Source organism: Labrys sp. HAY1-8F, from assembly GCF_056754975.1.
In genome coordinates this window covers 644007-655672 of record NZ_JBPGWZ010000002.1, presented here as the reverse complement: position 1 = coordinate 655672, position 11666 = coordinate 644007, and the positions used below count along the sequence as shown (strand labels likewise).

General features: G+C 62.1%; 9 protein-coding genes. 5 read left to right on the top strand and 4 right to left on the bottom strand.

The window, feature by feature from the left end:
- The first annotated feature begins 1 nt into the window (after position 1).
- A complete protein-coding gene (locus ACR9ZN_RS12060; protein WP_434956690.1) occupies positions 2-2323 on the top strand; it encodes an NADP-dependent malic enzyme in 2322 nt (773 codons plus the stop codon).
- A 41-nt stretch (positions 2324-2364) separates the two neighbouring features.
- Here ACR9ZN_RS12060 and ACR9ZN_RS12055 read toward each other — a convergent pair whose 3' ends face one another.
- Positions 2365-2904 (bottom strand): DUF1697 domain-containing protein, encoded by a 540-nt coding sequence (locus tag ACR9ZN_RS12055; RefSeq protein ID WP_481272325.1) that lies wholly within the window; start codon positions 2902-2904, stop codon positions 2365-2367.
- A 75-nt stretch (positions 2905-2979) separates the two neighbouring features.
- Positions 2980-3879 carry a sugar kinase gene (locus tag ACR9ZN_RS12050; protein ID WP_434956688.1) on the bottom strand — a complete coding sequence of 300 codons (900 nt, stop codon included), beginning with the start codon at positions 3877-3879 and terminating at the stop codon, positions 2980-2982.
- A gap of 375 nt (positions 3880-4254) precedes the next feature.
- On the opposite strand from ACR9ZN_RS12050, the gene ACR9ZN_RS12045 reads away from it, so the two are divergent.
- Complete coding sequence (locus ACR9ZN_RS12045) at positions 4255-4536, top strand: bacteriocin (RefSeq protein WP_105862901.1); 282 nt, start codon at positions 4255-4257, stop codon at positions 4534-4536.
- A gap of 188 nt (positions 4537-4724) precedes the next feature.
- Positions 4725-6176 (top strand): cardiolipin synthase, encoded by a 1452-nt coding sequence (gene cls / locus ACR9ZN_RS12040; protein WP_434956687.1) that lies wholly within the window; start codon positions 4725-4727, stop codon positions 6174-6176.
- Here cls and ACR9ZN_RS12035 read toward each other — a convergent pair.
- Together ACR9ZN_RS12035 and ACR9ZN_RS12030 are read right to left on the bottom strand one after the other, a co-directional pair.
- Positions 6171-7355 (bottom strand): MFS transporter, encoded by a 1185-nt coding sequence (locus tag ACR9ZN_RS12035; protein WP_481272324.1) that lies wholly within the window; start codon positions 7353-7355, stop codon positions 6171-6173. The two genes, cls and ACR9ZN_RS12035, sit on opposite strands and share 6 nt — an antisense overlap.
- Positions 7348-8133 (bottom strand): DeoR/GlpR family DNA-binding transcription regulator, encoded by a 786-nt coding sequence (locus ACR9ZN_RS12030; RefSeq protein WP_454814127.1) that lies wholly within the window; start codon positions 8131-8133, stop codon positions 7348-7350. The genes ACR9ZN_RS12035 and ACR9ZN_RS12030 overlap by 8 nt, the downstream gene beginning before the upstream one ends.
- A gap of 188 nt (positions 8134-8321) precedes the next feature.
- On the opposite strand from ACR9ZN_RS12030, the gene ACR9ZN_RS12025 reads away from it, so the two are divergent.
- Both ACR9ZN_RS12025 and ACR9ZN_RS12020 read left to right on the top strand, forming a co-directional pair.
- Positions 8322-10157: an ABC transporter ATP-binding protein/permease gene (locus ACR9ZN_RS12025; protein WP_481272323.1), complete on the top strand. Its 1836-nt coding sequence runs from the start codon at positions 8322-8324 to the stop codon at positions 10155-10157.
- Between the two features lie 102 nt (positions 10158-10259).
- Positions 10260-11636 (top strand): glucoamylase family protein, encoded by a 1377-nt coding sequence (locus ACR9ZN_RS12020; RefSeq protein ID WP_454814125.1) that lies wholly within the window; start codon positions 10260-10262, stop codon positions 11634-11636.
- Positions 11637-11666: the final 30 nt, after the last annotated feature.

Here is an 11666-nt window from a genome sequence, read left to right as displayed (position 1 = left end):
AATGTCAGATGTCCAGCCCGGCTCGGCACCTCCCACGAATTCCTCGACCATGTCCGAGGATCTGCGAACTGGGGCGCTGATCTATCATCGCTATCCCAAGCCGGGGAAACTGGAGATCCAGGCGACCAAGCCGCTCGGCAACCAGCGCGACCTTGCTCTGGCCTACTCGCCTGGTGTGGCCGCCGCCTGCGAGGCCATCCACGCCGATCCGCTCGAGGCCGCCAACCTGACCGCGCGCGCCAATCTTGTCGCCGTCGTCTCCAACGGCACCGCCGTGCTCGGCCTCGGCGACATCGGCCCGCTCGCCTCCAAGCCCGTGATGGAGGGCAAGGCGGTCCTGTTCAAGAAGTTTGCTGGCATCGATGTCTTCGACATCGAGATCGCCTCCAGGTCGATCGAGGAGATCGTCACCGTCGTCGCGGCGCTGGAGCCGACCTTTGGCGGCATCAACCTCGAGGACATCAAGGCGCCCGAATGCTTCGAGGTCGAGCGCCTCCTGCGTGAGCGCATGGCGATCCCGGTCTTCCATGACGACCAGCATGGCACCGCCATCATCGTCGGTGCCGCCGTGCGCAACGGCCTGGAACTCGCCGGCAAGGCGATCAGCGAGGTCAAGATCGTGGCGTCGGGGGCCGGCGCGGCGGCCCTGGCCTGTCTCAATCTCCTGGTCTCGCTCGGTGCGAAGCGCGAGAACATCTTCATCTCCGACATCAAGGGTGTGGTCTATAAGGGCCGCGCCGAACTGATGGATCCCTGGAAGGACGTCTACGCCCAGGAAACCGAGGCGCGCACCCTCAACGACATCATCGAGGGAGCCGACGTGTTCCTCGGCCTCTCTGCCGGCGGCGTGCTCAAGCCCGAGATGATCGCGCGCATGGCGCATAATCCGCTGATCATGGCGCTCGCCAATCCGTTTCCGGAGATCATGCCCGAACTCGCCAAGGCGACCCGCCCGGATGCCATGATCTGCACGGGGCGCTCGGATTTCCCGAACCAGGTCAACAATGTCCTGTGCTTCCCCTATATCTTCCGCGGCGCCCTCGACTGCGGGGCCACGACCATCAACGAGGAGATGAAGCACGCGGCCGTCGAGGCGATCGCGGCGCTCGCCCGCGAAACACCGTCGGATGTGGTGGCGCGCGCCTATGGCGGCGAAAGCCGTCGCTTCGGTGCCGATTCCCTCATTCCTTCGCCCTTCGATCCGCGCCTGATCCTGCGTATTGCCCCGGCCGTGGCGCGGGCTGCCCAGGAAACCGGCGTGGCAACCCGTCCGATCACCGATCTGGAAGCCTATGCCGAAAGCCTGACGCGTTTCGTCTTCCGCTCCGGCTTCGTAATGAAGCCGCTGTTCACCGCCGCCAAGGCTGATCCCAAACGCGTGGTCTATGCCGAAGGCGAGGACGAGCGCGTGCTGCGCGCGGCCCAAGTCTTGTTGGAGGAGGGGCTCGCCCGCCCGATCCTGATCGGTCGCCCTTCCGTGATCGAAACCCGCATCCAGCGCTTCGGCCTGACGATCAAGCCGGGGCAGGATTTCGAGGTGATCGATCCAGCGGATGATCCGCGCTACAAGGATTACTGGTCGCTCTACCACCATCTGGCCGGGCGCGGTGGTGTTACGCCGGACACGGCGCGTACCATCGTGCGCTCGAACACTTCGGTAATTGCGGCGCTGGCCCTGCATCGCGGCGATGCCGATGCCATGATCTGCGGGCTGGAAGGGGCCTATATGCGCCATCTGCGCTATGTGCGTCAGATCATCGGCCTGGCACCCGGCGTACGCGATTATTCAGCCCTGTCCCTGGTGCTGACGGCCAAGGGCGCATTCTTCATCTGCGACACCCAGGTCAAGCCCGACCCCTGTGCGGAGGAGATCGCCGAGATGGCGATCCTGGCGGCCGAGCATGTCCGCCGCTTCGGCATCGACCCGAAGATTGCCCTGCTGTCGCATTCCGATTTCGGCTCCTATGACACCGAGGCGGCCCGCAAGATGCGCAGGGCTCTGGAACTCCTGGTCGAGCAGCGCCCCGATCTGGAGGCCGATGGCGAGATGCAGGCGGATACGGCGCTGGATGAAAGCCTGCGCGACCTCAAGCTGAGTTCATCGCGGCTGCGGGGCGAGGCGAATGTGCTGGTCATGCCCAATCTGGATGCCGCTAACATTGCTTTCCAGCTCACCCGCATGCTGGCGGATGCCCTGCCCGTCGGCCCCATCCTGATCGGTGCCGCCAAGCCGGCCCACATCCTCAATCGCGCCGTCACGGTGCGCGGCGTGGTCAACATGACGGCCGTGGCCGTGGCCGAGGCGCAAGCCACGCAGGGGTGATGCCGAACCGCCGGGGTCGCAAGCGTTCCCGGCGTTTCACCTCAGGACAGCATCTGGCCGAGGCCGCGTATGGTGTTCCAATTGCGCGCGGTGCCGATGCCGAGCCGTTTGGTGGAGAGGGCGCTGGCCAGGCGGCTTTCGCTCGGGCGTCCCGCGAAGGCGATCCATAGATCGCCTTCGACCAGGGCAAGGCGTTCGCCCTTGTCGAGATAGCGCTCCAGCTTGTTGACCAGAACGTCTTGGCCGAGCGGTGCGCGCATCAAACGGGCAATGACGAGGCTGCCGTCACGCTCGGACTCGACCGGAAACGGGTTGCCGGCAACCGTCCGCAGCCAGTCCTCCGTGCAGCGTATGATGATGTCGACATGTTTGCCGTAATGGCTCAGGAAGCCCGCCTCCAGCCGGGTTTCGAGGGTCGTGATGTCTTGTTCGGGCGCTTCGAAGACGAGATTGCCGGTCGAGGCCAGGGTACGGGGATGCTCAAACCCGCAGCCAGTGGCGATCGCGCGCAATTCGTCCATCACCACCCGCCGCTGCGGCGTCAGCACGATGCTGTAGAGGAGGGCGACATAGCCGGCCATGGCAAGGGGTTCGTCGGCAAAGGGTTCGTCGAAATTGTCCGGCAGGTCTTGAGGGCCCGCCGGCTGGCAAGAAAATCAGGAAGAGGCCACCGGCTGGAACCGCGTTTCGATGGATTCCACATCACCCCGGGTGGGCAGCTTGGCTTCGTTGCCGAGAAACTGGATCGCGTGGGTAGATGCACCGCGCGCGAAACGGAAATGCTCCTCCCAGCGCGACAGGGGGCGGCTGAGATAGGAATACATATAGGCGCCATGGAAGATGTCGCCGGCACCGTTGGTATCGACCACCGCGGCCTTGGGCACGTTGAGAGCGGGCAGGCGCTGCACCTTGCCGCTCTCGTCATACCACAGCATGCCACGCTCGCCGGCAGTCACGCCGGCGATCTTGCAGCCCTTGCCCTTAAGATAATCGAGCATCTCGGTCTCGGACAGGTTCATTTGCTCGCACAGGCGCTCGGCCACCACGGCGACATCGACATAGTTGAGCAATTCGTCGGTGTTGGAGCGCATGCCACCGCCATCGAGCGAAACCAACCGGCCGAGCTTGCGGAATTCCTTGGCATAGTAGAGCGCGGCATCCGCCAGATGGCCGTCGAGATGCAAGGCGCGGCAATTGCCGAGATTGAGATGCGGATAGGGATGCAGATAGTCATCGTCGCGGGCGCGAACGATGGCGCGCTTGCCGTCCTTGGGCATGATGAAGGAGAGCGAGGAGCGCTTGACCTTGCGAGGATGGACGGAGATGCCGTACTTCGCCGCCATGTCCATGAACATGCGGCCGAGCCAGTCGTTCGAGTTGGTGGTGATCAGATCGGGTATCACACCAAGCTTGGCGCAGCAGAAAGCGGCCGTCGTGGCGTTGCCGCCGAATGCTACGGCATAGTCCTTGGCTACCGACTTTTCATCGCCGCGCGGCATGTCATCCGCCACGAAGGTCACGTCGATATAGGCATGGCCGATGAAGAGCGCTTCCATCGCTTGTCGCTCCAAACTATCTAGATATCCGTACATTCCCGCTTAATCGTCATGGCGCGCTGGTGCAAGCGGCCTTTTCGCAGTTGCGAGAGAAGCGCTGTTCAAGGCTACTTTCCGACCCTCGAAAGGCACTGGTACACGAAGGGGAACTTGTCTTCGCCGTAGAAGTTAGTATGTCGGTGAGATGCGTCATTTCGGTTGAGTCGGCAGTGAAATGCTCCGGCCCAGGCTGAAAGCGATGGCATCTGAAGCACGAGCTATCCTTACCTAGTCATTCATCTCCGGTTCATGGTGTGCATGATGTAAGAATCGGGCTTTGCACTCGGTTGTATCTGTATATGATCGATACGGATCGGCATCCACGGAGGATCTCCCATGAAGAAGCTTTTGATCGTAGCAGCTGCAGGGCTTTTGCTCGCGGGCTGCTCGGAATATTCGCGAGGTGACCGCGCGCTCGGTGGCGCTGCCATCGGTGCTGGTGGCGGCGCGCTGATCGGTGGCCTGGCCACGCGTTCGGCCGGCGGCGCCATCGTCGGTGGTGTGCTCGGCGGTGCTGCCGGTGCCATTGTCGGTGCCGAAACCACGCCGCGTGCTTGCACCCGTCGTTACTATGACTACTACGGCAACGTGCGGTATCGCCGCGTGCAGTGCCCGTAAGGGGTGAGATCCCTTAGAGCAAAGCGCGTTTTTGCGAAAACGTACTTTTGCTCTAACTCCTTGTTTGGACGCGTCTTTGCGATACTTGACGATTTCGTCAGATTGCAAAACGCTTTGAGGATTTTTCATCTGACGCAAGTCGCACCCACGCAGTCCACTGCGTGGGTTTTTCTATGGAAAGGCCAGCCTTGTCGTTCTCCGATCTGACCTTGCCGGGTTTGGGCGTGTTGGCGTGGGCCTATTTCTATTCCGAATGGGCCGTGCGCCTCGTCATGATCGTGGTGGTGCCGTTCCGTCGCAATTCGGACGCGGCGCGAAGCTGGCTGCTGCTGGTGATGTTCCTGCCCTGGCCGGCGCTGGTGCTTTATCTCCTGATCGGGCGCGCTACCTATCCGCGCTGGCGGCGTAAGCGTTTCGAGCGCCTGCCGGATATCCTGAGCCTGTCCGCGGACAAGGTTCGCGAACTCACCGAAGTCGCGCGCGAGCGGCTGCCCCGGCGCTTCACGCGTGCCGCGGTGCTGATCGAAAGAGTGGGCAAGCTACCGGTCGTCGATGGGGCGAGGGTGGATTTCCTGGCCGACTATTCGCGGATGGTCGATCGGCTGGTGTCCGACATCGACGCCGCCCAGCATCATGTCCATCTACTATTCTACATCTTTTCCGACGACGAGGTCGGACAGACGGTGATGCAGGCTCTCGGCCGCGCCCAGGCCCGTGGCGTGAAGTGCCGTGTCCTCATCGATGCCGTCGGTTCCAGGCAATGGGCACGCAGCGTACTGACGACGCTTGCCGAATATGGCGTCGAAGGCCATCCCATACTTCCGGTCACCTTCTTCCGGCGCAAGTCGGCGCGGGCAGACCTGCGCAATCATCGCAAGATTGCGGTGATGGACGGGCGCGTGGGCTATGTCGGTTCGCAAAACATCATCGCGGCCCGAACAGTCCTCGACATCTCCAACCAGGAGTTGATGCTGCGCCTGGAAGGGCCAGTGGTGTTGGAACTGCAAGCCGTCTTCATCGCCGACTGGTTTCTGGAGACGGAGGAGGCGCTGCCACTCGACAGCGTGATGTCGCCGACATCGGCCTGCGGCACGCTGGCCATGCAGGTGTTGCCGAGCGGGCCGGATTATCGGATCGGGGGCATCGAGAGCCTGATGGTCACCGCCATTCATTCGGCCCTGCAGCGGGTGGTGATCGTCACGCCTTATTTCATTCCGAGCGAGGCCGTCCACAAGGCGATGCAGATTGCGGTGCTGCGCGGCGTGGCCGTGCATCTGGTCGTGCCCAAGGTTTCGGACCATCGCATCGTGCGTTTCGCCCAGCAGTCCTATTATGGGGGACTGCTTGCGGCAGGCGTGAACATCCACCTGTTCCGGGACAAGTTCCTGCATGCCAAGAACGTGTCGATCGATACCGAAATTGCCCTGATCGGCTCGAGCAACATGGACATGCGCTCCTTCGTCCTGAACTCGGAGGTTACGGTCGTGATCTACGATCGCGAGGTCACGCTGCGATTGCGGCGCATGCAGGACGACTATTTCGCGGGCAGCGACAGGCTCGACCTTGGAGAATGGCGCCGGCGTCCCTGGATCCGTAAGGTCGCCGAGAATCTCGCGCGGCTCGTCAGCCCGCTTCTATAGCGGAGCGTCGCCAACGGCCAGGGAGCGCGCGGACCGCGGCGCACAGACCTGGGCCAGCAGCGCTATGATCACGGTGAAGATGGCGGCCACGTAGAAGATACCGGCGAACGAGGTCACATGGGCGACGGTTCCAAGCAGCGGCGGAGCCACCAGCAGGCCGGCGTAGCCCATGGTCGATACCGTTGCGATCTGCACCTCAGGGCGGGGCATGGCGCCGGCCGTGCTGAACAGGACAGGCACCACATTGGCAAAGCCGATGCCGGTCAAGCCATAGCCGACGATGGCGACATAGACATTGCCGGAGAGAGGCCCCATCAAAAGCCCGATCACGGCGAGCAGGCAGCCGCCCCGGACCAGATAGACGCCGTCGACATGGCGGCGGATGGGATCACCCAGAAAGCGCACGCTTGCCATCGCTCCGGCGAAAGCGGCATAGCCGACATTGGCAAGTTCCTGGCCCGCTCCCAGTTGCTCGCGCAGGAAGACGGCCGCCCAATCCAGCACGACACCTTCTCCGCTGAAGGCGAGGGCGGCCATCAGGCCGACCACGACGGCAAGGAGGACCGGGCGCAAGGAGGGTGATTTACCGCCGCCGACAGCAGCCTCGACCTTGCCGGGGGCAAGGCCTCTCTGCCCCCAGGCGAAGATCGCGACCAACCCCACCGTGATGATCAACGCCTGGGAAGCGCCATCGGTCCAGCGCAGCAACAGGGTGGCGATACCGGCTCCGGTCAACCCTCCGAGGCTCCACATGCCGTGGAACGAAGACATATAGGGGCGCCCGACCTGCTTCTCGATCCTGGCTGCATCGGCATTCATCGCCACATCCATGCAGCCGCCACTGGCACCGAACAGGAAGACGACGGCGGAGAGAAGCCAGACGTCTGGCATGAGGGGAATGATCGGCAGCAGGGCCGCGAAAATCACGCCACTCAGCCGGATGAGTGCCGCCGTGCCGATACGCTGGATGATCCAGCCGCTGCCGGCCATGGCGAGCACGGCTCCGGCGCCGAGCATCAGCAGGACGATGCTCAGCACGATGGGGTCGAGCCCCAGCCGTTCCTTGGCGAGAGGGATCTGCGTGGCCCAGACGCCATAGAGCGCGCCATTGACGTAGAAGCTTGCGGCGGTCGGGTGCCAGACCTGCCAGCCAGGCCGATAAAGGGACGTTTCAGACAAGGTGGATCTCCACGCCGCTTTCGCTGTAGCGCTGCAGGATTGTGTTCGAGGTCGCATTCTCGGTGACCATGTGATCGAGGCGATCGAATGGCATCACCTGATAGGCCGAGCGTGTGTCGAGCTTCTCGGCGGTGATCAAGGCCACCGTCGAGCGGGAGGCGGCGACCATGGCGCGCTTGAGACAGGCATCGTCGTGGTCGACCACGGTTACGCCCTCGACCCGATCGACGGCGCAGGCGCCAAGGAAGCATAGATCGGGCTTGAGGAAGGCAACCTGTTCGAGCGCCCCGGCACCGCTGGCGCTGCGGGACTGGGTATCGACCTGCCCGCCGATCAGCACCAATTTGCCGACGCCGCGGTCGAGTACGGCGACTGCGATATCGGGCGAGGGGGTAATCACGGTGAGGCCGGCCTCGACCGGAAGCTGGTGCGCCAGCATCAAATTGCTGGTGCTCTGGTCGAGCAGGACGACCATGCCCCGTTCGACGAAACGCAAGGCGTAGCCCGCCAGCTGTTTCTTCTGCGCCTCGCTGCTGATCAGGCGCCGATCAAATCGATGTGAAGTGCGGGACTTGCGCAAGGCACCGCCATGCACGCGCTCGATCAGGCCGGCGTCGGCGAGTTCCTTGAGGTCGCGGCGGATGGTGTCCTCCGACACCGCGAAATCCAGCGCCGCCTGGACGGAAGCGATGCGACCATCCTGTTCGATACGCTGCAGGAGCAGGCGCTGCCGCTCGGCAGGTATGAGGCTGGTGTCGAGAAGGTTGGAGATTTCCATGGCGGGCGCGAGATCCGATGAGCAGGCTGCTTATGTCGCTTAAGCGGGAGCAATGCAAGTATGAAAATGCAGAAAGACGCATAAACGCGCGCATTCGTGCATTGCTTCGGCCGCCATGCTCATGACCGGCTTACCCTTGAGGATGACTCTGCCAGATGACCGGCTATAGTCGAGGCGGAGAGTGATTCATGGTTGCACAATCCGGCGGGAAGCCTGCCGACGCGCCGAGCAACGAGCCGGACAAGTCCGGGCAGTCTGAGCAGTCGATGGGTGGGCTGCTGCTGCAGCTCAACATGATGGCCCGCGCCTTCGTCACTTCGCCCCATCGCAACCAATTGCTGCTGCTGCTCGTCGGCGTCGTCCTGGTAATCCTGGTCACCAGCTATTTCCAGGTTCTGCTGAACGCCTGGAACCAGCCTTTCTACGATGCTTTGGCCCGTAAGGACCTCGCTGAATTTCTGCAACAGCTCCTGGTGTTCGTCGCCATTGCCGGCGGCCTGTTGACCCTTAACGTCACTCAGACCTGGCTGAGCTGGATGGTGAAGCTGAAGTTGCGGCAGGGGTTGGTTGAGGATCTCATCAGCCAATGGATGAAACCTCGCCGCGCGTTCCGCCTCGCCAATTCCAGCAAGTTCGGTGTCAATCCGGACCAAAGATTGCATGAGGACGCCCGCCATCTGACCGAACTGTCGACTGATCTCGGTATCGGGCTCTTGTCGGCGTCGATCTATCTGGCCAGTTTCATCACGGTGCTGTGGAATCTCTCAAGCGGATTCGTCTTCAATGTCGGTGGCTACAGCTTCGCTATTCCCGGTTATATGGTCTGGGCGGCGCTTTTTTATGCCGTCACCGCCTCCCTGCTTTCCTGGCATGTCGGTGGTCCGCTGATCGGCTTGAATGCCGATCGTTATGCCCGGGAGGCCGAGTTTCGGTTTTCACTCGTCCGGGTCAGCGAGCATGTCGACGCCATCGCATTGAACAATGGCGAGAAGGACGAGGAGCGTCAGCTCAATCTCGACCTCAAGGCCGTGCTGCAGGCCATGCGACGGCTGGTGACGGCGACGGCCAGGCTCGCCTGGGTGAGTTCGGGCTATGGCTGGTTCACTCAGGTGGCGCCCTTCCTGGTGGCGGCGCCAATCTATTTTGCGGGCAATCTGACCTTTGGCGGGCTGATGGTGGCGGTGGGCGCCTTCAATCTGGTGCAGGCGCAATTGCGCTGGTTTGTCGACAATTTCGGCACCATCGCAGACTGGCGCGCGACTTTGTTGCGTGTCGCGAACTTTCGCTATGCTGTCACCCAGATTGACAGCCAGCAGGCCGAGGCGAGCCATATCGAGTTCACTGAGACCGAAGATGAGGTGATCCGTCTCGATGATCTGGTGGTCGAAGCCCCAAGCGGGCGCAGCCGGCTCAATGAAAGCAAGGTAGAGATCAAATCCGGAGAGCGGGTTTTGGTCGTCAGCGACGCTGGTGCCAACAAGACACTGCTGTTTCGGACCATTGCCGGCCTGTGGCCTTTCGGTTTCGGCCAGGTCGGCCTTCCCAAGGATGGGCACGTCACCTTCATGCCGCGCCGCCCTTATCTGCCTCAGGGAACGCTCAGGCAGGTTCTGTCCTATCCCCAGCCCGTGGCGCAATTCGAGCAGGCCGATTTCGAGCATGCCTTATCTGCGGTGGGGCTCGGTCATCTGGCCGACGACCTCGACCGCAATGTGCGTTGGGACAAGGATCTGGCCGACGAAGAGCAACAGACCGTGGCTTTCGCCCGCGTCGCCTTGCAGAAGCCGGCCTGGATCGTCATCGACGAAGCCCTCGAAGGGCTGGACGAGGGCACCCGGGATAAGGTTTTCGCCATCTTCGAAAAGGATCTTGGCCAGTCCGCCATCGTCCATATCGGCCGGCCCGGTTCCAAGGCCAGCTTCTTTCCGCGCACCCTTCGGCTTCTCAATGAACGGACGCAAGCCGATCATACGGCGGACAAGACGGAGCAAGGCGAGGGGAGTGAAACCAAGGATGATGTATAAAAAGAATTTATTTTTCAGATAAATACGTAATTCTGTTAAAGCGTTTATCTAAAGATCGGTCACGCAAGTCAGCAAAGCTTGCAACGGGTGAAAGACGGGACGATGGCAAAGGACAAGGCCGGCAAGAAGAAGCCCTCCAAGGGTGACAAGAAAATCGCAGTGGAGAAGGTCGGCGAGGGCATGACGAAAGCCGGCTTGGCTGGGCAACTCTACAAGGCCGCCGATCTAATTGATCTGCCCGACGAGGAATTGCTGGAAGCCGTGCAGCGCCAGACCTTCCGCTTCTTCTGGGAGGGGGCGGAGCCGGCCAGCGGCATGGCCCGCGACCGTAGCACCCGCACGGTGGATACACCCAACGACCTGGTGGCCATAGGCGGGACGGGCTTTGGCATCATGGCCATGATCGTGGCGATGGAGCGGGGTTGGATCACCCATGCCGAAGGCTTGGAGCGGTTGACGAGGATCATCGACGTCATCGAGCCGACGACGTGTTTCCATGGCGCCTATTCGCATTTCATGCATGGCGAGACCGGCAAGGTCTGGCCCTTCAGCCGCAAGGACGACGGTGGCGATCTCATCGAAACCGCGTTCCTGTTCCAGGGCCTGCTTTGCGCCCGCGAATATTTCGATGCAGATTCCCTCGCCGAGACAAAGCTGCGAAAGCGCATCACCGGTTTGTGGGGTGAGATCGAGTGGAACTGGTATACACAGGGACGCCATGCGCTCTATTGGCATTGGAGCCCGAATAACGGCTTCGTGCTCGACCATGACATCCATGGCTGGAATGAGTGCCTGATCGCCTATGTGATGGCGGTGTCGGCGCCGCGCTATCCCATCGATCCCGCCGCCTATCATCGTGGCTTCGCCGCCAGCAAGGATTTTGGGGCGCCGCGCAGCTATTACGACATCGAATTGCCGCTCGGCCCCGATCGGGGGGGGCCGCTGTTCTGGGCGCACTACTCCTTCCTGGGCCTCGACCCCCGGGGATTGAAGGACCGCTACGCCGATTATTGGCAGCAGAACGTAGCCCATACGATGATCAATCATCGCCATTGCGTGCTCAATCCGCATGGCCACAAGGGCTATGGCCCCGATTGCTGGGGGCTGACGGCGAGCGATGATCCGGATGGGTACGCTGCGCATCAACCGAGCGAGGACAACGGCGTAATCAGCCCGACGGCAGCCTTGTCGAGCTTTCCCTATGCGCCCAAGGAAGCCATGGCGGCGCTGCGCCATTTCCTCACCAAGCATGGCGACAAGCTCTGGGGGCGCTTCGGCTTCGTTGATGCCTTCAGCGAAGAGCAGGACTGGTTCGCCGAGACCTTTCTGTCGATCGACCAGGGCCCCATCATCGTGATGATCGAGAATTATCGCACCGGCCTGATCTGGAACCTGTTCATGCGCATTCCCGAGATCCAGGCAGGTTTGCGCAAGCTTGGCTTCGAGAGCCCCCATCTCACGGCAGAAGCTGCGGCCTGAGAGGGGATTCGCGAGGCTCTGTGCGGCCCC

Coding starts and splice junctions, on each gene's coding strand:
- ACR9ZN_RS12030 (WP_454814127.1), bottom strand. CDS start 8,133: ATGGAAATCTCCAACCTTCTCGACACCAGCCTCATACCTGCCGAGCGG.
- ACR9ZN_RS12055 (WP_481272325.1), bottom strand. CDS start 2,904: ATGGCCGGCTATGTCGCCCTCCTCTACAGCATCGTGCTGACGCCGCAG.
- ACR9ZN_RS12060 (WP_434956690.1), top strand. CDS start 2: ATGTCAGATGTCCAGCCCGGCTCGGCACCTCCCACGAATTCCTCGACC.
- ACR9ZN_RS12050 (WP_434956688.1), bottom strand. CDS start 3,879: ATGGAAGCGCTCTTCATCGGCCATGCCTATATCGACGTGACCTTCGTG.
- ACR9ZN_RS12025 (WP_481272323.1), top strand. CDS start 8,322: ATGGTTGCACAATCCGGCGGGAAGCCTGCCGACGCGCCGAGCAACGAG.
- ACR9ZN_RS12020 (WP_454814125.1), top strand. CDS start 10,260: ATGGCAAAGGACAAGGCCGGCAAGAAGAAGCCCTCCAAGGGTGACAAG.
- ACR9ZN_RS12045 (WP_105862901.1), top strand. CDS start 4,255: ATGAAGAAGCTTTTGATCGTAGCAGCTGCAGGGCTTTTGCTCGCGGGC.